This is a genomic window from Kocuria coralli, assembly GCF_008831305.1.
In the GTDB taxonomy this organism is placed as follows: Bacteria; Actinomycetota; Actinomycetes; order Actinomycetales; family Micrococcaceae; genus Kocuria; species Kocuria coralli.
The window spans coordinates 95671-118053 of record NZ_ML708618.1; the positions used below are offsets into that span (position 1 = coordinate 95671).

At 68.1% G+C, this 22383-nt stretch carries 20 protein-coding genes and 1 tRNA gene; 8 read left to right on the top strand and 13 right to left on the bottom strand.

Features of this window, described 5'->3' with window-relative positions:
• Window positions 1–34 precede the first annotated feature (34 nt).
• A complete protein-coding gene (locus FCK90_RS09090) occupies window positions 35–688 on the top strand; it encodes an aspartate/glutamate racemase family protein (RefSeq protein ID WP_158033986.1) in 654 nt (217 codons plus the stop codon).
• Window positions 689–709: 21 nt separating this feature from the next.
• Here FCK90_RS09090 and FCK90_RS09095 read toward each other — a convergent pair whose 3' ends face one another.
• Together FCK90_RS09095 and FCK90_RS09100 are read right to left on the bottom strand one after the other, a co-directional pair.
• Complete coding sequence (locus tag FCK90_RS09095) at window positions 710–2059, bottom strand: RNA polymerase sigma factor (protein WP_158033987.1); 1350 nt, start codon at window positions 2057–2059, stop codon at window positions 710–712.
• Window positions 2060–2063: 4 nt separating this feature from the next.
• On the bottom strand, window positions 2064–2411 hold the full coding sequence (locus FCK90_RS09100) for a YciI family protein (protein WP_158033988.1): 348 nt from the start codon (window positions 2409–2411) through the stop codon (window positions 2064–2066).
• 246 nt (window positions 2412–2657) lie between these two features.
• On the opposite strand from FCK90_RS09100, the gene FCK90_RS09105 reads away from it, so the two are divergent.
• From FCK90_RS09105 to FCK90_RS09120, 4 genes are all read left to right on the top strand, one after another.
• Window positions 2658–3989, top strand: coding sequence for a hemolysin family protein (locus tag FCK90_RS09105; RefSeq protein ID WP_158033989.1), 1332 nt, complete (start codon window positions 2658–2660; stop codon window positions 3987–3989).
• An 83-nt stretch (window positions 3990–4072) separates the two neighbouring features.
• A complete protein-coding gene (locus FCK90_RS09110; protein WP_158033990.1) occupies window positions 4073–4360 on the top strand; it encodes a DUF2277 domain-containing protein in 288 nt (95 codons plus the stop codon).
• A gap of 240 nt (window positions 4361–4600) precedes the next feature.
• Complete coding sequence (locus FCK90_RS09115) at window positions 4601–4864, top strand: DUF6504 family protein (RefSeq protein ID WP_158033991.1); 264 nt, start codon at window positions 4601–4603, stop codon at window positions 4862–4864.
• 53 nt (window positions 4865–4917) lie between these two features.
• The gene (locus FCK90_RS09120; RefSeq protein ID WP_158033992.1) at window positions 4918–8241 is read left to right on the top strand and encodes a DNA polymerase III subunit alpha; all 3324 of its coding nucleotides are present in this window, start codon (window positions 4918–4920) and stop codon (window positions 8239–8241) included.
• On the opposite strand, the gene mptB is transcribed toward FCK90_RS09120, so the two are convergent.
• On the bottom strand, window positions 8242–9804 hold the full coding sequence (gene mptB, locus FCK90_RS09125) for a polyprenol phosphomannose-dependent alpha 1,6 mannosyltransferase MptB (RefSeq protein WP_246180112.1): 1563 nt from the start codon (window positions 9802–9804) through the stop codon (window positions 8242–8244). It abuts the gene before it with no gap.
• A gap of 184 nt (window positions 9805–9988) precedes the next feature.
• On the opposite strand from mptB, the gene orn reads away from it, so the two are divergent.
• On the top strand, window positions 9989–10663 hold the full coding sequence (orn, locus tag FCK90_RS09130; RefSeq protein WP_181954260.1) for an oligoribonuclease: 675 nt from the start codon (window positions 9989–9991) through the stop codon (window positions 10661–10663).
• A gap of 99 nt (window positions 10664–10762) precedes the next feature.
• Window positions 10763–10838 (top strand) — tRNA-His (locus FCK90_RS09135).
• On the opposite strand, the gene FCK90_RS09140 is transcribed toward FCK90_RS09135, so the two are convergent.
• The 8 genes from FCK90_RS09140 to FCK90_RS09175 form a co-directional block, all read right to left on the bottom strand.
• Entirely contained in the window at window positions 10831–12510 is a 1680-nt protein-coding gene (locus FCK90_RS09140; RefSeq protein WP_158033994.1) for a recombinase family protein, read from the bottom strand. The genes FCK90_RS09135 and FCK90_RS09140 overlap by 8 nt on opposite strands.
• Before the next feature lie 173 nt (window positions 12511–12683).
• Entirely contained in the window at window positions 12684–12890 is a 207-nt protein-coding gene (locus FCK90_RS09145) for a hypothetical protein (RefSeq protein ID WP_158033995.1), read from the bottom strand.
• A gap of 3 nt (window positions 12891–12893) precedes the next feature.
• Window positions 12894–13457, bottom strand: coding sequence for a hypothetical protein (locus FCK90_RS09150; protein ID WP_425481696.1), 564 nt, complete (start codon window positions 13455–13457; stop codon window positions 12894–12896).
• 11 nt (window positions 13458–13468) lie between these two features.
• Window positions 13469–13906, bottom strand: coding sequence for a single-stranded DNA-binding protein (locus FCK90_RS09155; protein ID WP_055345276.1), 438 nt, complete (start codon window positions 13904–13906; stop codon window positions 13469–13471).
• 82 nt (window positions 13907–13988) lie between these two features.
• Entirely contained in the window at window positions 13989–15767 is a 1779-nt protein-coding gene (locus FCK90_RS09160; protein ID WP_158033996.1) for a type IV secretory system conjugative DNA transfer family protein, read from the bottom strand.
• Window positions 15764–16312: a hypothetical protein gene (locus tag FCK90_RS09165; RefSeq protein WP_158033997.1), complete on the bottom strand. Its 549-nt coding sequence runs from the start codon at window positions 16310–16312 to the stop codon at window positions 15764–15766. The genes FCK90_RS09160 and FCK90_RS09165 overlap by 4 nt, the downstream gene beginning before the upstream one ends.
• Entirely contained in the window at window positions 16309–17793 is a 1485-nt protein-coding gene (locus FCK90_RS09170; RefSeq protein WP_158033998.1) for an ATP-binding protein, read from the bottom strand. Before FCK90_RS09170 ends, FCK90_RS09165 begins: the two co-directional genes overlap by 4 nt.
• Window positions 17790–18620 carry a hypothetical protein gene (locus FCK90_RS09175; RefSeq protein WP_158033999.1) on the bottom strand — a complete coding sequence of 277 codons (831 nt, stop codon included), beginning with the start codon at window positions 18618–18620 and terminating at the stop codon, window positions 17790–17792. The genes FCK90_RS09170 and FCK90_RS09175 overlap by 4 nt, the downstream gene beginning before the upstream one ends.
• Window positions 18621–18708: 88 nt before the next feature.
• Between FCK90_RS09175 and FCK90_RS09180 the strand changes: the two genes are divergently transcribed.
• Window positions 18709–19488, top strand: coding sequence for a hypothetical protein (locus tag FCK90_RS09180; protein WP_158034000.1), 780 nt, complete (start codon window positions 18709–18711; stop codon window positions 19486–19488).
• Between the two features lie 23 nt (window positions 19489–19511).
• Here FCK90_RS09180 and FCK90_RS09185 read toward each other — a convergent pair whose 3' ends face one another.
• Both FCK90_RS09185 and FCK90_RS09190 read right to left on the bottom strand, forming a co-directional pair.
• The gene (locus FCK90_RS09185; RefSeq protein ID WP_158034001.1) at window positions 19512–20981 is read right to left on the bottom strand and encodes a PrgI family protein; all 1470 of its coding nucleotides are present in this window, start codon (window positions 20979–20981) and stop codon (window positions 19512–19514) included.
• Window positions 20982–20984: 3 nt separating this feature from the next.
• A complete protein-coding gene (locus FCK90_RS09190) occupies window positions 20985–22361 on the bottom strand; it encodes a conjugal transfer protein TrbL (protein WP_158034002.1) in 1377 nt (458 codons plus the stop codon).
• Window positions 22362–22383 lie beyond the last annotated feature (22 nt).

Below are 22383 nucleotides of genomic sequence, written 5' to 3' on the forward strand. Positions count from 1 at the left end.
TCGGATGCCATGTGCGGAAAGCCCGCTGGGCGTCTTGATGCTCGACACCGCCTTCGAGCGGATTCCCGGGGACATCGGGAATCCGGAGAGCTTCGACTACCCGGTCGTTCTCCAGGTGGTGCCCGGAGCCTCCGTCGAGCGCGCTCTGGGCGGCCAGGACGACGTCCTGGCCGATCTCTTCGCCGAACACGCTCAGCGGCTGGTCGATTCCGGCGTCAGGGCCATCACCACGAGCTGCGGATTCCTGGCCAGGTACCAGAAAGCCCTGGCGTCGCGCATCGCGGTGAATTTCGCCTCCTCGGCATTGTGCCTTCTCCCCGACGTAGGGAGGCACTACGGCGCGGTGGGGGTCATCACCGCGGATCGCTCGCGCCTGGGCGAGGCGCATTTCCTCGGATGCGGCGCGGCACCGCCCGAGGCGATCATCGGCATGGAGGACCGCCCGCACTTCCGGTCGTCGATCCTCCGGCAGGAGACCCGCCTGTCGGCCGACCGCATACGCGAGGAGACGGTGGCGGCCGCCCTCCAGCTGCAGAAGGAGCACCCTCAGCTGGACGTCATCCTGCTGGAGTGCACCAACCTGCCGCCCTATCGCCGGGACGTCGAGCACGCCACCGGCCTTCCGGTGGTGGATGCCCTGACCCTCTCCGACGCATTGGCCGGTCACCGTTCGCCGCCCTGGCGATAGGTGCGGGGCGCCGACACCGTCTCATCCGGTCAGGTCCTCGTCCAGCCCCGCGAGCGCGGCTGCCAGGAAACCGTCCTCCGACTCGTTGCCGGGCAGCTCGAGCGCGCGACGGTAAGCCAGAGCGGCCTCCGCGGTGTCGCCCAGCTGCTGGAGCGTGACGGCCCGCGCGATGTGGAACGGCCGGAATCTCGCCAGTGCGGGGTCGTCCGCGAGCGCATCGAGGTGCCGCAGCCCCTCGGCCGGACCGCGCATCCGTCCCAGGGCGACGGCGCGGCCGAGGCTGACCACCGGCCCCGGCTGGCGCAGCTCCAGCAGGCGGTAGAGCACCGCGATCTGCGCCCAGTCGGTCTCCTCGAAGGCCTCGGCTTCGGCGTGCACGGCCGCGATCGCAGCCTGGATCGCGTACTCCCCCGTCGCCGGTCGTTCCTCTCCCCGGGACACCGCCGCACCCGACCTGCGCGCAGCCTCCTCCGCGAGCGCGATGCCCTCCGCGATCAGGCCCCGGTCCCACCGGCTCCGGTCCTGCTCGGCGAGCGGAACCGGCCTGCCGTCCTCGGTCGTCCGCGCAGGCCGGCGAGCCTCCGTCAGCAGGAGCAGGCCGAGCAGGCCCGCGACCTCTGCGGAGTCCGGCATCAGGGCACGCAGGACCCGGGCCAGCCGGATCGCCTCGGCCGTGAGGTCGTCGCGAGTATGCGAGACGCCCGTCGAGCGGGCGAAGCCCTCCGCGTAGAGCAGATACACCACACGCTGCACCCCGGCCAGCCTCGCGGGAAGCTCCTCACGGCGCGGTGCCGCGAAGGGCACGCCGAGCGTCCGGATGCGCTTCTTCGCCCGCACGATCCGCTGCTGCATCGTGGGCACCGGGACGAGCAGCGCATGCGCGACCTCGGGGGTCTCGAGCCCGGCTACGAAGCGCAGCATGAGCGCGATCCGGTCCTCCGGTTTCAGGACGGGATGGGCGCACGCGAAGAACAGGCCGAGCCGGTCGTCGGGGACGGCGTCGTGGTCCTCGGCCGTCTGCTGCGCGGGATCGGCGAAATGAGCCGCGACGGGTTCGCGTTCCTGCTCGATCCGCAGCCGGGCGAGCTTCTGCGCCAGGGTGCTCTCACGACGCACTACGTCCAGCGCCTTCCGTTTCGCCGTCGTCTTGAGCCATGCCTCCGGGACGGAGGGCACCCCGGTCTCGGGCCAGGTGCGCAGCGCCTGCGCGAGGGCCTCCTGGGTCATGTCCTCTGCGAGGTCCAGGTCGCCGAACCTGTGCGCGAGCGAGGCCAGGATGCGCGTCCGGGCCCCGCGGTCGATCGCCGCGAGGGCCCGGCGCACCTCCTCGGCGGACGCTCCGCCCCCGTGAGCGACCGGTTCGGGGTTCATCGGATCAGTAGGGGGCGACGGGACGGATCTCGACGTGGCCGCCGGGACCGGAGGCCGGGCTCTTGCGCGCCCATTCGATGGCCTCGTCGATGTTCGCCACCTCGATGATGTAGCCCCCGCCCACGAACTCCTGCACCTCGGCGAAGGGCCCGGATGACACGATCCGCTCGCCCTGCGCGTCGCTGCTCACGGTCACCCCGTGCTCCGGGTCCTCGAGGGCGAACGAGGTCACCACCACCCCCGCGTCCGTGATCGTCTGGTCGAAAGCGAAGAACTCCTCGGGGCTCGGGCCGCCGTCCTCCCCGCATGCCGGGTCGTCGACGTGGCCCATGAGCATGAGTGCGTACTTCATGATTCCTCCTCAGGTTTCCCGTCACGGGCGCCTCGGGCGGCTCCGGGACGGGGTGCGAATGCCGAACTGAGTGGCTCGACACCATGATGACGTACGGGATCGTCCGGTATCGACAGCCCCGGCACGATCAATCATCATCGTCATCGGCTTGGTTTACGCTAGGTGCATGCAGCCTTCCTCTGACGGAGACAGTCCCAGCGCCCGGGTGACCCCGGGCGCTTCCCGCACATCGAGGAAATCCGGCCGGTGAACGGCGACTTAATCCTGAACATCGTCCTGGTCGTTGTCTTCGTGCTCGTCGGCGGAGTCTTCGCCGCGACCGAGATGGCACTCGTCACGCTGCGCGAGAGTCAGATCAACACCATCGCGCAGCGCGGTAGACGCGGCCAGAAAGTGGCCGACCTCGCCCGCAGCCCCAATACATTCCTGTCGGCGGTACAGATCGGCGTGACCGTGGCGGGCTTCGCCTCGGCCGCATACGGCGCGACGTCGATCGCCCCCTCGGTCGCGCCCTGGTTCGTCTCGCTCGGCCTGTCGGATCAGCTCGCCATGACCGTCGCGACGATCGCGCTCACCCTCATCATCGCCTACCTCTCGCTCGTACTGGGCGAGCTGGTGCCCAAGCGCCTCGCGATCCAGCGCAACGCCCAGTTCGCCTACATGGTCGCCCCGGTCCTGGGCGGCTTCACCCGTCTCATGCTCCCGGTCATCTGGCTGCTGTCGGTCTCGACGAACTTCCTCGTCCGGCTGCTCGGCGGCGACCCGAACCAGACGGCCGAGGAACTCAGCGACGAGGAACTGCGCGATATCGTCTCGACCCACGAGGGACTGCCCGAGGACGAACGGCGCATCCTCGACGACGTGCTCTCGTTGCGCGACCGGCAGCTCAGCAAGGTGATGCGGCCGCGCCCCGAGGTGGTCGCGCTCAACGGATCCGGCGCCATCGCGGAGGCGGCCGAACGCGTGCACGACCTTCCGTTCTCCCGCTACCCCGTGGTGGACCAGTCGATCGACGACATCGTCGGCTTCGTGCATGTCCGCGACCTGTTCGACGCCGCCTCCGAAGACCCGGCCCAGGTGCTGAACAACGTCGTACGACCGATCCCGTACCTGCCGGCGACGGCGCGCCTGCTGCCGACGCTCACCGCTCTGCGGGCGCAGGGCAACCACATCGCCGTCGTCGTCGACGAATACGGCGGGACCGACGGCATCGTCACCCTGGAGGACCTCGTCGAAGAGGTCGTGGGCGAGATCTTCGACGAATACGACGCCGCCCCCGCCATCGATGCGCTGGCCGGGCAAGGCGGGCTCGTGGACGGCCGGCTCAACCTGCAGGACTTCGAGGAGGCCACGGGCCTCCAGCTCCCCCGCGGTACATGGGACACGGTGGCGGGTTTCGTCATCGGCTGCCTGGGCCGCCTGGGCATGGTCGGCGACACGATCGAGGTCGAGGGGGCGAAGATCCAGGTCACCGCGATCGATCGGCGGCGCATCGCGGAGGTGCGCGTGATCCCCGACGATGCTGCGCATCTCGATCCGCCCGTATCGGAGGATTCCCTCCGCACCCCGGATCAGTAACGCACGGCGCACGCGCAGCCTGCCCGGTGGCAACGGGGCGAGGGACCTGTCGGCCCGGTCCCGGCAGGCGTAGTGTCCGGAACATGTGCCGAAGCATCCATACCCTCCACAATTTCGAGCCGCCCGCGACCTCCGACGAGGTCCACGCGGCGGCCCTGCAGTACGTGCGCAAGATCGCGGGGACGACGAAACCCTCCAAGGCCAACCAGGAGGTCTTCGACCAGGCCGTCGACGAGATCGAACAGGCCACCCGCCGCCTGCTCGACGGGCTCGTGACCTCCGCTCCGCCCAAGAACCGCGAGGAAGAGGCGGCGAAGAAACGCGCCCGCGCCGAGGCCTCGGGCCGCTACGCGACGGACGGCGCTGCCTGACCGATCCGAGTCTGACTGTCTGTTCCCGCTGAGTAGCGAGTTCAGCCGCCGGTTCCCGCCGAGATACGAGTTGGACCGCCCATCGGCGCCGATGGGCGGTCCAACTCGCATCTCGGCCTCGCATCTCGGCCCAACTCCCATCTCAGCAGCGGGGAACGTCTCATCCTCTTGTGCTGTCCGAACCGATCCATACACTCGAACATACGTTCGAATAAATGGGAGGTCGTGACCATGCCAACGATGATCGATCAGCCGATCGCGGTGACCGTCGCCGACGACGGCGAACCGAGATCCTTCACCTGGGGGCCCTACGAGTACGAAGTGGTGGGCGTCCCGCAGAACTTCTTCCGGCGCCGGAAATGGTGGCAGGAGGCGGGTGACCTGACCACCGTCGACCAGAAACTGTGGCGCGTGGAAGCCTCGTGCGACAGCTCGGAGTTCCGGCTCTACGACCTGCTGTGCCGCCCGAGCGGGCAGTGGTTCCTCTACGTCCAGTGGGAATAGCAGCACACGGACCGGCGCAACGGAGGAGTCAGTAGAGACCACCGCATACATCCATGACCTTCACGCACTTGCACGTCCATTCCGGATACTCCGCCCACTACGGCACGACTTCCCCGGAGCGTCTGGTGCAGCTGACGGTGAAACACAAAGCATCCGCACTCGCCCTGACCGACCGGGACGGGCTCTACGGCGCGGTGAAGCACGTCGCGGCCTGCCGGCAAGCCAAGATCGGCGCCATCCTGGGCGCCGACCTGGCGGTCCACCACGACGGCGACGACGGCACCCCCACGTCCCGTCTTTCCCTGGGCCGCGTGGTCATCCTGGCGCACGGCCATCTGAACGGGGCGGGATACGCCGCACTGTGCCGGGTGGTCTCGGCCGCCCACGCGGCGGGCGGCAAGAACCCCTCGATCGACCGCAAGACCCTCGCCGCGTACGTGGTTCCGGACGGGACGGCCTCCTCCCAGCCCGTGCTGAGCATCCTCCTGGGACCGGGGTCCGACGTGGGCAGGCTGGTGGAACGCAGGCAGTTCGGCGCCGCCCGGGCAGCGCTCGACGACTGGGTCAACGCCCTGCCCCCGGGGTGCCTGAACATCGAGGTGGTCTCCCGGCTGTCCGAGCCCGGCCGACCGGGCAGCGTCACGCCGGCCACCCGGATGCTGGGACTGGCCGAGGCGTCGTCGTTGCCCGCGGTGCTGACCAATGCCGTGCGCTACGGGCAGGAGGACGAGGCCGTGACCGCCGACCTCGCGGATTCCACCCGCGCGCTGCTGCCGCTGGACGAGGTCGCGGAGCTGGATCCCACCGGCCAGGCCTGGCTGAAGCCGGAGTGTTCCATGCGCCATATCGCGCGCATGGTGGTCACGGTGGGCGCTCACGAACGCAGTGCCGCCGAGCTTCTGGAGGCCACGGAACGCCTGGCCGGCCGCTGTCTCCTGGACCCGGTCACGGATCTGGGATGGGACGTGCACAAGATGCCGGAGGCTTCCGTGATCGGCATCGCAGGCGATCCCATGACCGCGCTGTGGGAACGGGCCAGGGCCGGGATCGGCCGCTATTACCCCGCTGCCAGGCCACGGATGCTCCGGGAGGTCGAGGAACGCCTCGCCCACGAGATGGCGACCGTGGAGCGCCTGAAGTTCCCGTCCTACTTCTTGACCGTGGCGCGGGTGGCGGAGATCATCCGGTCCATGGGCATCCGGATCCAGGCCAGGGGGTCGGGGGTGGGCTCCGTGCTGAACTTCCTGCTGGGCATTTCCGGGGTGGAGCCGTTGTCCAACGGACTGCTGTGGGAGCGGTTCCTCTCCCCCCAGCGCCTGAGTCTCCCGGACATCGACCTCGACGTGGAATCGGCGCGCAGGCATGAGGTCTACCACCGGCTGTTCGAGGAATTCGGTGCGGACCGGGTTTCGCTGATGTCGATGACCAACACCTACCGTTCCCGCGGTGCGGTGCGCGACGCCGGGCTGGCCCTCGGCCTGCCCGATGAGCAGATCGACCGGATCGCCAAGGAGCTGTGGCGCTTCGACGCCAAGCACTTCCGCAGGGCCCTGGCCGAGAAACCCGAGCTGGGCGACATCGCCCGGGAGGTCCGAGGATCCGAGCAGCTGGACCTCCTGGTGGAGCTGACCGAGCGCCTGGACTCCCTGCCCCGGCACGTCTCCCTGCATCCCTGCGGAGTGATCGTCTCGGACGCCTCCCTGCTCGATCACACCCCCGTGCAGCCCAGCGGGCTGGGGCTGCCCATGTCCCAGTTCGACAAGCACGACATGGACCCCATGGGGCTGATCAAGCTCGACATCCTGGGGGTGCGCATGCAGTCCAGCATGGCCTTCGCGGTGGATGAGATCCAGCGCAATACCGGCCAACGCATCGATCTGGACCGTATCCCCCTGAACGACGAGCCCACGTTCGAGACCATCCGCACCACGCACACGCTGGGGATCTTCCAGGTGGAGTCCCCGGGGCAGATGGAGCTGGTGGGCAAGCTGCAGCCGGAGCGGTTCAACGATCTGACCGTGGACATCAGCCTGTTCCGTCCCGGTCCCATGAAGAACAACATGCCGCAGCGCTATCTGGCCGCCCGCCACGGCTACGCCCGCCCGGATTACATCGATCGCCGGCTCAAGCAGTACCTGTGGGAGACCAAGGGAGTGGTGGTCTTCCACGAGCAGGTCATGCAGATCATCGACGAGCTCACCGGCTGCGGGCTGGGCACGGCCGATGTCTACCGGCGCTGGCTGAGCAATCCGGAGAAGGTGACCGAGGTCGAGGACGAGATCAGGCTCCTCGCTCCCGAGCGCGGTTTCGCACCGCAGGTGATCGACAAGGTCTGGAAGATCCTGGAGGGCTTCGGCTCCTTCGGATTCGCCAAATCCCACGCCGCGGCCTTCGCCCTGCCCACCTATCAGAGCGCATGGCTCAAGACCCACTACCCCGCCGAGTTCCTGGCGGGTCTGCTCACCCACGATCCCGGCATGTGGCCCAAGGACCTCCTGGTGGCCGAGACCCGGCGCCTCGGCATCCCCCTGCTCCCCCTGGACGTGCAGTACTCGGGGCTCGAATATGCCACCCAGCCCCTGCCGGACGGCCGCACCGGCATCCGCATGGCCCTGGGCGAGCTCCAGGGCAGTTCGGAGGCCGAACGGACGCGGATCGCCGAGTCCCAGCCGTTCAGGACCCTGCACGATTTCCGGGATCAGGTCCGCCCCCGTCGGTCCACCTTCGAGAACCTCGCGCGGGTGGGCGCCCTGGACGCTTTCGTCGGCTATGAACGACGGCGGCGCCACGACCTGCTGACCTATGTCCGCTCCATGGCCGCGCACGCCGAACGGGTCCCGCGTCATCAGCTGTCCTTCGACTTCGCCGTGCCCGTCCCCCGTCTGGACGGCGTCACGGCCATGGACCTCCACGGGCAGCGGCAGGTGGATCTGGAGCTGCAGCAGCTCGGGCTGGGCGTGGCCGAGCATCAGATGCAGCGTTTCTATCCCCTGTTCCGCCGGCTCGGCGTCACCCCCGCCAACGCCCTGGTGGAGCTGCCCGACAACACGGAGGTCCTCATCGCCGGAGTCCGCCGGGCCACGAACACCCCGCCCATGCGCAGCGGCAGGCGCGTGGTCTTCGTGAGCCTGGACGACGGAACGGGAGTATCGAACACCGTGTTCTTCCCCGATGCCCAGGAGCGGATCAAGAACAAGGTGTTCCGCACCGACTACATGCTGGTCCGCGGCGTCACCCGGCGCACCGGGGCACGCGGTATCAGCGTGGTCGGCTCGATGGCCTGGGACCTGCTGGCCTTGCCTCCCCTTCCCGGCGAGCGCAGGGTGCCGGCCGGGGAACAGCGGCCCGCCAGGGAGGTCGTGCGGCTGGCGGTCTGATCAGATGACCGCGGTCTGGGGCACGCCGCGGTACTTGCCCCTGAACAATCGTCTGGTGGCGGGATCCAGGAACCACAGATAAGCGCCGTAGGCGATGGCGATGACGGCGGCTATGGTCCGCCCCGAGCTCAGGTCGATGTCCAGGTACGGGAAGACGTCCAGCTGGTCGGAGACGGCGTAGATCATGAAGAACGCGGTGAGGAAGAAGAGGACGTCCGTCTGCCAGTCCGATCTGATGCCGGTCACCGCGAAGAAGGGGATCAACCAGACCACGTACCAGGCCTGGATCATGGGCGCGAAGACCACGATGGCCGCGAAGGCCAGGGTGAGGCGCCGGATGATCCGTTCGTCGCGGCCCACGAACATCAGGTAGAGGATCACGGGAAGCGCCATCATCTGGCCCACGCTGTGCACCACGTCCATGGCGTGGCCGCCGTTGCCGCCCAGCAGGCCCACCAGGGCGTTGGCCATGAGCCCCAGCATGCCGATCGGGGCGTACCAGATGAACACCGAACCCGGCGTCGACATCGCCGAGACCCACCCGAAGCCGAAGTCCGAGACGAAGCCCATGACCCCCAGGATCACGATGGACCACAGCAGGGTCAGGAACCAGATCACGAACCGCCTCGTCCACGAGGCGCCCCGGCCCGCCCACAGCAGGCCGATGAACGGCAGGAACACCAGGGTGATCGGCTTGATCGCCACCGACATGGTCACCAGGAACGCGCCGAGCAGGCCACCGCGCCAGTCCCGCCACACGGCCGCGGCCAGCGTGCCGCCCAACGCGAGGGCGATCATGATCGCGTCGTTGTGGGCGGCCAGGATGAAGTTGACCAGGAACAGCGGGTTGGCGACGGACAGCCACAGGGCACGGGTCTCGTTGATGCCGTGCATCCGCGCCAGCCTGGGCACCATCCACACCATGGCGGCAACGGAGATGATGCACAGGATCCGGAAGAGGATCACCGACTGATCCGGCTGGGCGTCGGTGATGGCCACCACGCCCTGCTCCATCCACAGGAACAGCGGGCCGTAGGGCGGCGGGGACTCGCTCCACAGCTGGTCCGCCCCCAGCTGGAAGAAGTTCTCGATCGTCGAGACGCCGTACTCGTACGGGTTGAGCCCGGACTGCATCACGCGGCCCTGCCCGATGTAGGAGTAGATGTCCCGGCTGAACATGGGGATCGCGAACATCATGGGAACCGACCACGCGATCATCGCCGCGTTGATCCATTTCCGGGTGTCGGGACCCCAGTGGTTGAGCTTCTGCCCCAGCCGCAGCCATTCGCGCACCAGCAGCATGCCGCCCAGCGCCACCAGGATGATCGAGACGATCGCACCCGGCGTCGTGAAACGCAGCGCGATCACCACGGGGTTCTGGCGGATGTCCGAGACCGCCGCCAGCCATCCCACTCCCAGCGAGCCGATGAACAGCAGGATGGATCCGATGGTCCCGGCGACGATGGTTCGCATCACCGAGCCCCTCAGACGCTCGTCGGCGCCTTTCCCGGCCTCGTCCGTCGTCGTGCTGAGCTCAGCGGGCTCGGCGTTGGGTGCTGACACTGGTCCCCTTGAAGGTTAGAGCTCTGGCCATGGCGTGGCGCATCGAATGTGCCGCTCGAAGAGGGGGGTGATGCCCGACGGCGGAGGCCGTGTACCTGCGGTCGATCGTCAGGACATCCTACCGGGGACCCGCTGGCATCACCCTGAAAGCCGCGATAGTCGACAGCGGTATTACAGTTGCCGGGTGGCTATTTCGAATGAACGCATCGTGTGGATCGACTGCGAGATGACCGGACTGTCCCTCGAAGACGATGCTCTGATCGAGGTCGCGGTGCTCGTGACGGACGATCAGCTCAACGTGCTCGGCGACGGCGTCGACGTGGTGATCAAGCCGGCCGACGCCGCCCTTGAGCAGATGAACGCCTTCGTGCGCAACATGCACACCTCTTCCGGACTGCTCGAGGAGCTGCCCGGCGGGACCACCATGGAGGACGCGCAGAAGCAGGTCCTCGACTACATCAAGCGGTGGGTGCCCGAACCCGGCAAGGCCCCGCTGGCAGGCAATTCGGTGGGCACGGACCGCACCTTCCTGGTCCGGGACATGCCGGAGCTGGTCGAGCACCTGCACTACCGGGTGGTGGACGTCTCCACCATCAAGGAGCTGGCCCGCCGCTGGTACCCGCGCGCCTACTTCCAGGCCCCGCCCAAGACCGGCAACCACCGGGCACTCGGTGACATCCAGGACTCGATCGACGAGCTGCGGTACTACCGCGGCGCGGTGTTCGTCAGCGGGTCGGGTCCGACCTCGGACGAGGCCCGTCAGGTGGCGACCGCCATCGTCGAGAATCGTACGGGTGCCGGGCCCTCCTCCCCCGCGACATCTGCGGCCTCCCCCGCTGCCGACGACGGCGAAAGCTAGCCACCTCACACGAGGCGCGGAGCACCCCGCACATGGGTTATAGTGGTCCGCGTTGCTTTCGCGGCTCACGGATCATTCCGTGACCGTTGGCAGCACATGGTGGGCGTAGCTCAGTCGGCAGAGCGCCTGGTTGTGGTCCAGGAGGTCGCGGGTTCAACCCCCGTCGCTCACCCCAAATGGGTCAGGTGTGAACTTGCGACCAAGGGTCCGCCCTTGGTCGCGGTTCGCGCCTGGCCCATCTTCTTTGCCTCGGCGGCCCAGCTCAGGGCGTCGGCATGGAGGCCGGACAGGCTCAGCCCGTCGTACGGGTTGCGGTAGCCGACGCGCACGTCGTTGTCCTCGTCGATGTAGATCGTCTTGAACAGCGCCTGATTGATGAGCCGACGGTTCGCGTCGTCGGCGTGCTCGTAAATGTCGGCGGCGTTGGACAGCAGTTTCAGGGAGTCGTCGAGGTTCTCTCGCGCAGCCGCGTAGTGGCCGTGGTGCGCGCTGATCCTGTGTTCGATGGTCTCCAACGAGGCGGTGATCCGGTCCTGCTCCCTCTTGAGGAGGTCGAGTGGGATGGCTCCGGCGTAGTGGGCTTGGAGCAGCTTCTGCTGCTCGCCTTCGAGCTGGGTTCTCCGGGACGCGAGGTCGGCGAGTTCGGCGGCGCCTTCGGCCATCATCTCGTCGAACCGGGCGTGAATCATCGCCGAGACCGCCTCGATCGTTTCCGGGTCGAGCTGCACCTTGGCGTAGAAGCGCTCGATGAGCCGTTCGACCTGCTCGATCAGCATCGCTTGCCGGGTGCAGTCGCCTCGTCCTGCATGCCGGCTCGCGCACACGAAGTACGGGTAGATCGTGCCCTGACTGCTCTTGGCGTTGCACACCAGTAGCCGCGAGCCGCACTGCCCACAGAACACCGTCCCTTTCAGGTAGTGCTCGTGCACTTGGGTGGCATCGGCTGCCGAGCGGTGCGTGCCGAGCACGGTCTGCACCTGATCCCACACCTCGTTGGGGACGATCGCCTCATGCGCTCCCGCGTACGTCACTCCCTGGTAGCGGACGCTGCCCTTGTAGTACGGGTTCGTCAGCATCCGATGCACCGACGACTTCCCGATGGGCCGAGAAGGCCGCCGCGGCGACGCTGCCGTCGTGAGCCCGCGCGCCACCAGCTCATGGTGGAGCTGGCTGGTCGTCCAGTCACCGGATGCGAACACCTGGAACGCCCACCGGACCAGTCGGGCTCGTTCCTCGTCGATCTCGACGGTGCGTACCTCCCGCCCGAAGTCGTCGCGCACGCCGATGTTGCGGTAGCCGATGGGTGCCTTCGTCACTGTGCCGCCCTGCGCGGCCTTCTGCGACAAGCCTTTGACGACCTCAGTGGCGAGGTTGCGGGAGTAGAACTCGGCAATCGAGGACATGATGCCGTGCAGCAGCATCCCCGATGGAGTCTCGTCGATGTTCTCCGTCGCAGACACGAGCGTGACGCCGGCGTCCTTGAGTGCGAGGTGGATGGTCACGTCGTCGGCGCGGTTGCGGGCGAGCCGGTCGACCTTGTGGACGATGCAGTAGTTCGTCTTGTGCTTCGCGACGTACTGAATCATCCGCATCAGTTCGGGCCGGTCGGCCTTCCGCGCGGACTCGCCAGCGTCGACGAACTCCTCGATGATCGTTGCGCCGAGCTGGTCGGCCTTGCGCTGGTTCGCCTCGCGCTGCGCCGGGATCGAGAAGCCCTCCGCCTGGCCGCCCTTCTCCGCCTGCTCCTTCGTGGAGACCCGCAGGTACGAGACGGCGAACGATCCGGGGAACGGGGTTGGCGCTACGAGGCTGTCTATCGCGGTGCGGTCCGCGTCGATGATCGTCATGGCTCTTCTCCACAGTCACTGGTCCTGCCGACGCGGACTTGTGAGAGCGGATGTTGATCGTGAGAAGAGCCCGAAGGCTGTAGGACTAGGCCGAATCGGCCACGTTTACTTTGCCCCGCCGAGGCGAAGCGCTAGGACCACAACATCCGCCATCCGCGACGGATGCCTACATTCTACGACGACGCGCTCGTCGCGGCACGAGGGCGCTTCGGTCGCGTCGCATCTCCCGAGCGGCACGAGCCCGATTGCTGGAGTGCCAGGCGGATCAGCAGCTCGCAGAGCTTGTCCAGGTCGGGCGGGTCGTGGAACTCGGCGCGGATCGTCAGCTCGCGCTCGCTCTGCTGACGCTGCCCGGTCTTCCGTTCATAGCGGCGCGCCACGACTCACACCTCGCCGGTCTCCGGGTCGACGCCCGCGAAGAAGGCATCCTCTGCCTCCTGGCGCGCGTCCACCATGTCGATCACGAACCGAACGAAGTCCTCATCGCGATCCGTGATCGGTGAGTCCTCGATGGGTTGCGCGGGGTCTTCACCGGGCCAGCTCGTCTGGCGAGTCGGGCGGTCCCTGTCGAGCCGAGTGCCGCACGCCGCCACCCAGTCGCGAAGGCGGGCGCGGCTATCGGCGAAGTCGCGGTGCCAGCCGAGCGGTGCGGACCCGTTCTGCTCCGGGTCGTACGCGCACAGCCAGTGCAGGTGTAGCGCCGACAGCTCCCAGAGGAGTTCGGGGTGGCGGTGCCAGTACGGCGGTACGACGCTTGCGGGAAGTCCGTAGGTGTGGCGGAGCCAGTCCACCCAGCGGTTCAGTTCGAGCAACTCGGCTTCGAGATCGTTGGCGGTCAGCAGGTTCCAGTTGACCGGGTGCGGCGGCTCGGGCACGTCGAATCGAGGTGATGCCGGGCCTGCCTCGGGCGGCGTGTCGTCGTGCTCTGGGAAGAACTGATCGGTCATGGCGAAGTCGCTCACATTCCGATGGCGGTCGCGTTGGACGGCGCAGCCTGCTGCGGAGCGGCGAAAGCCGTTGCGTCCCGGCCGGAAGTGCGTTCGCTGCGGTCCACCTCGTAGCGGGTTCGGGCCAGGTCGTGACCGATGCGCGTTGCGATGAACTCCTCGCCTTCGTACCGCTGGCCGCCTCGCTCGTAGGAGTAGTCGCGCACCCGTCCGTCGGCGATGATGTTGTCGCCCTTGGCGAGCCGCTCGGCTCCCTGCTCAGCAGCACCGCGATACGCGATGAGATCGTGGAAGGTCGTCTCCAACTGCGTGAAGGTGTTGTCGGGCTCCTTGCGGTAGTGCTCGATCCCGACCTTCATGTACAGACGCGCGTCACCGCGCTCGGTGTAACTGAGCTGCGGGTCCGAGGCGACGAAACCGGAAATGGACTGGTGGGTGCGAATGGCCATGATGGCGTCCTCCTGGACTCGGGCGACCAGCCGTGCGTGGCCGCTGTGTCAGGCAGGTGCGCTTCCGCGCCCAGGTCCGCGCTCAGGAGGCGGGACGGCGACGCAGCAATGCTTCGAGTTCGTCGCGGTCCCTGCCGAGTTGCGCGGCATCGGCCCGGGTCGGCCAGGCGCGCAGATCGGTGACGATGGGCGGCGCGGAGCGCAGCATCGTGATGCCGGTGCCGAATGGCAGGGTGCGGATGCGGTCTGGAGGCAGGATCGGGACGCGGCGGATCGAGCGTTGGTTCGAGCGGGTGCCGTGGTCGCCGAGGGTCACGCTGTCGGTGTACTCGTCACGCTCACCGATGAGGGTGGAGAGGTCTTGAAGGTCGCGGCTGTTCGACGCGCCGCCGAGGATGATCTTGACGATGCTGGCGTCCCAGATCGCGCCGGCCTGGTGTTCACTCCACCTGTCGCGCGCTTGGGCGAGGGACTGCAAGACCGGCATGGTCGTGATTCCAGTGCCGCCGCCTTCGGCCATGAGCGTCGGCAGCGACGGCAGTGGTGCGAGGTTCCCGATCTCGTCGAGCGCGAGCAGCAATGGCGGATCGAGTCGCGCTCCGGGTGAGCGTGCGGCGAGCCGCCGGGCGGTTTCGATGAGGTCTTCGACGAACGCCGCGACCAGCGATGCGGACGCTCCTGCTCCGGCACCGGTGGCGAGCAGGTAGAGGGTGCCTTGCTCGGTGAGGAAGGTCTCGGGATCGAAGTGTTCGTGAGGGCTTGGTGTGACGGCATCGAGTACGCGCGGGTCGGCCAGTGCGGCGAGTGCAAGGGAGACGCCTTGCCAGATGCTGTCGCGGGTCTTGGGGTCGGCGTCGATCATCGCGGCCAATGAGTCGTCCCAGCCCATCGCCGCGTTCGGGTGGGAGTTGAGGATGGCGACGGCTTCGGATGCGGCGCTGGGGTCGAGGGTCCACCGGAAGAGCTCGGCCGGTGGGCGGCCGTCGAGCGCGGCAGCGTGCAGCAGCGATTGGAGTGCGGTGCGGGTCTTGCCTTCCCAGAACCCGCCAGACTCGACCCCTCCGGCAGACAGTCCGGTGGCTGCGGCGAGTCCGTTGGCGCGGATCATCGCGGTCAGTGGATCGTCGCAGCCGCGAATGGGTGACCAGCGCAGCCCGGCGGGGATGCCTTCGGCGAGGTGTTGGGGGTCGAATACGGCGACCGGTCCGCCTTTGCGGCGTCGGGCGCGGAGGGTCGCGGTGAGGTTGTCGGGCCTGGTGCTGGTGGTGACGACCGCGCCGGGTGCGTCGAGGATCGCGTTGATGACGACGTGCAGGCCCTTGCCGGATCGTGGTGGGCCGATCAGCAGGATCGAGTCTTCGACCGATGCCCAGACCTTCGTGCCGCGACTGGCACCGAGTAGGTAGCCGACATCCTGCAGTTCGGGCGACTCCAAGGAGGGCCGCAGTGTGGCCGCGCGGTGAAGCAGTGCCTTGGCGGAGGCTGCGGTCTTGACCTCGTGGCTGGTCGCGATCCCCGCGAGTCGGTGCGGGTCGGTCTCGGTCTTCCGTGTGTGGCGGCGCAGCACGATCCACACCCAGACGATCACGGCGGCGAGTCCGCCGAGCAGTGCCGCGCTGATGAGCCAGTAGACGACCGGGTTGAGCCCGTCGGCATCGAGCGCGGTCGCCGGATCACCGGGGTTGAACAGCACGGCGAGCCCCGCCGCTGCGCCAGCGTCGGGCTGCGGTGCGCCGGTGAGGAACGCGGCGACGCTCCCAGCGGCACGGAGGACGAGAGCGATCCCGAACATGCCGATCAGGCCAATGAGGGCGGCGTTGGTGAGTTCGTCGCCCATGCCTCCGGCCTGCCGCTGGTTCATGTCAGCCGCCGCACCGCGATCGAACCCGAGATGCGCCCAAGGAGGATCACCTCGTGTGTGCCGTCGGGTAGGTCGTCGAGGTCGATGAGTGCGCGAGCTTCGCCGGTTCCGGTGGCGTCGGTGTGGGAGACGATCGTCGCGACGGCGATATCCTCGCCGGGCACGAACACCTCGGCGGTGACCTCAGCCAAGCGCGGCACTCGCCGGGCGTGGCGACTCCGACGAGTCTCCGGCACCGGATTCTCGGACGGGGCCGCTGCGCGTCGGGGCTTGTGGGTGCGGAGGATGTCGGTGAAGACACTCCCGTCGGATTCGCGCACCTCGACCCGAACCGCGATCGTGCGGTCCTTGGTGATGGCATCCATGAGCGGCCCGAACGTCGCCCGCGTCCACGCGCCCGCGTTCGGCGATGGGAACGGTGTTCCATCGACCGTTGCGGTGAGGGCGCCGTCTTCGGCGACAGTCACGAGAACGTGCGGCAACTCCACGGGAGCCGTGGCATCTTCGTCGTTCGGGCCTGTTCGGCGCGGGCTGGTGAGGTTCATCGGTGGCCTCCGGCTGCGCGGCTGCTGGTGTCGAAGAGGGCGAGTTCGTCGGGGTGGAGTTGGTGTTGGCAGACGAAGCTCCTGGCCTTGATCCGCCACAGGCCTTGGCCGACGCCGAGGTTCGGCAAGAGCTGCTGCTCGGTGCCGGTCAGACCGAGAGCAGTGGCCGTCGGCCCGAGCTGGTCGGACTCCTGCCGGTACACGATCCGCGTCTCCGCATTCGCCAGCAATGAGTTGGCCAGGGACCGCATGGCGGAGCCTTGGTCGCCCACGTTGTCGAGGTCGGTGAGCTTGTGGAAGATCAGCATGTTCGCGATCCCGTAGTGCCGTGCGAGCCGCCAGTGCGCGTCCATCCGCCGCAACAACGCCGGATGGCTCATCAATCTCCATGCCTCGTCGTAGATCACCCACCGCTGCCCGCCGTTCGGGTCGAGCAGCGCGGATTCCATCCATGCCGACGAGCACGTCATCAGCACCGAGATCAGCGTCGAGTTTTCGGTGACCCGTGAGAGGTCGAGAGAGATCATCGGCAACGACGGATCGAACGTGACCGTCGAAGGCCCGTCGAACAGACCGGCCAGGTCGCCGGCGACGAGACGGCGTAGCGCGTGGCCGACGAGTCTGCCGTCCTCGGCCAACCGGCCGTCGGCATCCGTGCTCGGGGCGAGGATGCGATCGACGACCATCGGCAGGATCGGCACGTCGTTCTCCCGCACTGTCTGGGTCAGGGCGATGTCGATCGCGGTGTGCTCCAACGGCGACAAACCCCGCGCGAGCACGGTCTCGGCCAGTGCACCGATCAGATCACGACGCCGGGCCGCGACGGTCGAGGCCCACTGCACGTCTGACAGGCCGCTCGGGCGGTGGCCTTCGTCGAGCGGGTTCAGGCGAGTGTTGAGTCCGTGCCCGAGGACGATGGCTCTGCCGCCGACGGCGTTCGCGACGGCGGTGTGCTCGCCTTTCGGGTCTCCGGGCACATACACGCGTCGTCCGAATGGCAGCGACCGCGTGTAGAGCGACTTGGCCAGCGAGGACTTGCCGGAGCCGACGATCCCGGCCAGCACCACATTGGGTGCCGTGATGATCCCGCGTGCATAGAGCACCCACGGGTCGTAGACGAAGCTCCCGCCCGAGTACAGGTCTTGGCCGATGAACACACCATCGGCACCGAGCCCGCCCTCGGCGACGAACGGGTACGCGCCCGCCAGCGTCGCCGATGTGTCCTGATGTCGCGTCAGATGGAAGCGGCCCGGAGTGCGTAGTCGCGCCGCGCCAGGCTCGCCGGCCTTCGGCAGGTAGATCGTGGCGCGGCCCTCGGCACGCTCCTCTTCGGCCTTCGCCTTCGCGGCGGCGAGCGCGGTCCGCCGCTGCTCGGCGTGGAGCCTGGCCTCTGCCTTGCGGCGCTGCTTGCGGAGCTTCCGTCGCTCTTTCGACGGTGCCACCAGGACAGCGGTGTGCAGCCGCGCGCGATCCTCGGTCACAACACCAGCCCCCGCGCCTGCTTGACCGCCGTGATCTTGGCCGGCTCGAACCACGACCCATCCCGCTTCGCCGTCGGCAGGTCGGCCCGCTCCGGGGCGCCCGGAGACGAGTACGACACCAGCAGCTCCGGCTCGGCCTGCGCCGGAGGTGGCTCGATCTGTTCGGCGTCCTGCGGCGCGGCCTCCGGGTCGGTGTAGCGGCGCAGCAGCGAGACGTAGCCGACGTGCGGGTTCATGACCAGCGCGTAGTCGCCCGAGATCGCCACGCGGTCGTTGGTGCCCTCGCCGGGTTCGTCGTAGACGTACCCGTTCTCCAACGCGGCCTGTGTGGTCTCGTCGCCGTAGTCCCACTGCGCGAGGTAGTCCACCGCATCGGCATGCCCCAGCTCGCCGAGGATGCGCAACGGCCGGTCGGCCTCCTCGCCTTGGAGGAAGACCACGCTGACCCACCGCGACGGCGCGGCCTCCTCGACGGCGGGCTCGGGGCGCCAGGCGATCCGCCCCGCAGCGATGAACCCTTCCGCGAGCCGGTCGTAGGCCCGGTCGACGAGATTCGCGGCCTGGTGTAACTCTTGCGCAGCAGCAAGCGCGTCTCGCACTCCTGGCTCGTGGCTTCCGTCGTCGTCGAATGCGTGGGCGGCCTTGCGCTCGTGAGCATCGGCGATTTGGTCGAGTGCCTGCCGCAGCGAGCGCATCCCCGAGGACAGATCACCGATCACCCCGTACATCTCGGCGGGCTGATCGAAGCCCTGGCTCGCATGGGCGAGTCCGCGCAAGGCTTCGGATGCCTCAGCAGCGTCGGCAGTCGAATCGAAGAACGTGGGCATGGTGACCTCCTGGTGCCGTGTGATGGAGAGGTGCGCACCGGTCCCCGGTTCCCCGGTTGCTCGCGAGCTCGCTCGATACGATGGACTCGTGGGACGCATTCCGGGGTACTACGAGTGGGACGACGATGGCTTGACGCCCGGACGCAAGAAGGAGGGCGGGCTTCACCAGAACCTGTTCGATGCTGACGGCAGCTTGAAGGGAAGCGCTCGGTTCGTCCCTGCGGATGAGGTTGACCCCGATCCCGTCTATGTCACGGAGTACATCACAGAGCGCGTCTACGTCCCGGCCGAGGAGAGGCGCCTGACGCCAGAACAGCAGGAACTCGCTGATCTCATCAGCGAGGTACTCCTCGCGTTCATGGCCAAGGGAATCGAGCGGGCCAAGCCACACGTCAAGAAGTGGTGGATGGAGTCAGTTCGTCCATTCGTAGGCGAGCAGCGCGCCCGGTTGTCACAGCGGCGTCCAAGACGCCCGCTGAAGGCAGACCGCGCTCTACTCGAATCTGACCACCTCCCCGATAGCTCCGATCAAGTCCCCGCTGAGAGCGCCGTGGCCGTCTCTCGCCCGAAGATGTCGAGCGCTGAAGCCCAAGCGCGGTATCTCGCAGCAATGGCCGCGCGTGCATTCAGTGAGGAACAGCTGAGGATGGTTCGGGGCGCGGACATCATCGACGCGCAGAACGTCGCCGAGGTCGAAGCGAGGATTGCCGAACTGCCGCCCAGCGAGGTTCGGGAGTTGATGTCCAGGATGGTCACCGATCCTTCAATGCTCGGCGAAGAGACCCTGGCCGAGTTGGCTAGCGTGCTTGCGAGAGTCAGTCGCCCTGCCCAGGAAGAGCTCAGCCAGCTACCCCGAGAACGCGACTGAGTATCTCCGACGCCCTTTGGGCTCTACACCCGTCGGCAGAGCGGGAGCGCGGCGGCAGTGAACGCGGCGGCTTGCTGGCCGACGAGGAGCCGGGTTTCGCAGGATGCCTGGATTGCGGCCTGCTCAATCGCGGCGACAGCGGCGTCGAGTTCCTCGACGGTGGGCGCGGAGACTGCGATGAGGCCGGTGTAGCGGAGGATGCCGTGTCCGGCGGTGAGGTCGGCTTCTTGCTGGAGTACGTCGTGGTATTCGGCGGTCTGGGAGGCGTCCTCGATTTGGCCGATCTTCGCGCGTTGTGCCTGGTCGGAGATGTGCTCGACCTTCTTCTTGCGGATGTCGCGAGCAGCGGCATCGGACCGCATCGGGGTGCAGATCAACGAGAACGAACGTTGGATGCCGGTGGACAGCAGCACCGGCGACAGGAACCCCGGATAGACGAGCGACCGAGGCCACTCGCTGACCCAGAGCACGGCGTGGTGAGCGGAGTCGGTGCGCAGCTTGCCCCAGGTCTCCGTGACCGCAACCGGCCCCGCAGTCGCGAGGGACTGGCCGAGCCTTCCGTGGCGTTCCAGTGTGGCCGCGATCGCGGGGTCGTAGGTGGAGCGCAGCATCACCGCGATCTGCCCTGGGGTCAGCCATCCCGACGGCGAGAGGTCGGCGGAGCGCAGCGCTGCGACGAGGGTGTTCATCTCTTGCCGCAGCACGGCGGCGGCACCGCGAATCCCGCCTCCGGCGGTCCTGATCTGACGGGCACTGGTCTTCATGTCCAGTGACAGCGAGAGCGTGGTGGCGTGTCGTTCGCCGGTGGGTCCGGCGCGGTCGATGAGTTCGGCGTAGGTGTCGGCCGCCCACGAGCCGTCTGGGGTGCCGTGGGTGGCCCACCATTCGGCCAGTCCGGTGCCGGAGTCCGGGAGGGTGCGTTCGAGGACTTGCAGCGTCGCGATCCGCCCGGAGCGGCAGACAGTGGCCAGTACGCGGCCCCAGGAGCTGACGCGGCGTTCCTGTTCGCCGGGGTCGAGGAGCACGAACGCGGGATGGGTGACCTCGCAGACGACGGTCAAGGTGGCGGCGTGGGGGTCGTGGATCATTCCGGCACTGGTGTCGGGGTCGGTGTATTCGCGTAGTCGCGCCATGTCGCCGGGCAGTGCGAGGGTGCCGACGGGGCGCGGGACGATGATCCTGCGTCGGTACAGCAGTTGCCCGCCGGTGGTGCGCCACAGCCACCAGCAGGCGATGGGCAGCCATTCCACGATGGGCCGGCCTGCGATGGGTATCCAGGTCAGCGCTGCGGCGAGTACCCAGATGGGGGCGGTGTAGGCGAGGAGCATGCCGCCGCCGGCGTAGAACGCGCCGATGAGCGTGGCTCCGCCGATGGCGAGCGTGATGAGCTGAGTTAGCGACAGGCCGAGGAGGACGCCGCGGCGGGTGAGGCGGGAGAACTTCACCGGCACGAGTTCGCCCGCGGTGGGCCGGTCGTGGTTCGTGCTGCTCATCGTCTACTCCTTCGGTGGGCGTGGCGCGGGTGGCGGGGGCTGCTTCGGTGGCGGTGACGGGTCGGTGCTCGGCGGTCGTGGTGCCGGGCTCGACGGCGGTGTCGCAGGCGAGGCTGCGGGCGGTGGCGGTGTCTGCGCGGCTGCGTCGGCGGCGTGCTCGCCTTGGGCTCCCAGCGCGGTTCCGGCCTTCGGTCCGGCGGTCGCGGCGCCCTTGGCGACGCTCGCGCCGACTACGACCCCTGCCGCGACGGGACCGGCTGCCGCTGCCCCGCCCCCGCCTGCTGCGGCCCCTCCACCGGCGGCTCTTCCGCCGCTCGCGGCGGGTGTCGGTGCCGGGGTCTTCGGCGGTGGCGGTGCGCTGCTTCCTCCGCTGGAGCCTCCGCCCGTGTTCCCGCCGCCGCTGCTGCTTCCGTCGAGTACCTTCTTCGGGTCGCCGCCGCCTTGGGGTTTGGTCGGGACTGGGATCGGGCGGTTGAGGGCGCTCTTGGCGTCCTGTTCGGAGCCGATCGCGTGGTACATGTCGAACCCGACGAACGCGATGAACTTGTACGTCAGGTACGGGGCGAACGCGGCCATCGCCATGAGCACGATCCCCGCGATGGGATCGCTGACCGAGGCGAGGTCGGCGTCGATCGGTGCGGAGACCTGGGTGATCGCGACGAGGAACATCACGACGAGCACGAGCTTTGAGCAGATCAGCGCGACGACGAACATCGCCCACTTCCCGATCCACCCCCGCGAGGCATCCCACGAGGCACCAGAGAAGGCGAGCGGGGCGAACACGACCGCGACCAGCAGGAGCGCTTTCCTGACGAGGAGGGACAGCCAGACGATCGCGGCGGCGGTGATCGCGAGGCCGGCCATGAAGATCGTGATGATCGCTCCCACGCCGGGAGCGGCGATGTTGATCCCGACCAGCCCTGCGGCGAGGAGGGCGATCTTGTCGCCCATCGACTCGGTTGTCTCCCCGGCGGCCTGCACGATCCCAATGCACAGCTGGTCGACGACTTCCAGCAGCAGCGCAGTGAGCGTGATGACCACGAACGACCCGAGCACGGACTTCGCCAGGCCGAGGGCGGCACGGGTGAGCGCGGTCGGGTCGCGGCGGATCAGGCCGGTGATGAGTTGGAGGCAGAAGAAGATCAGCATCACGAAGACCGCGATGCCGAACAGCAGGTTGTAGACGGCGATATAGCCGGGCTTGGTGACATCCACCAGGGTTGTGGTGTCGAAGACCGACCAGACGGCCTCGAACAGCCATCCGGCGGCGGCACCCATCGCCTGGGCGAGCCAGTCGAACGGGGCCGCGACCAGAGAGGCGGCTCCTTCGCCGACGGCATCGCAGACCGAGGAGATCACGGGAACGTCGCACACGCCCATCACGAACACCAGCTCTCGACGA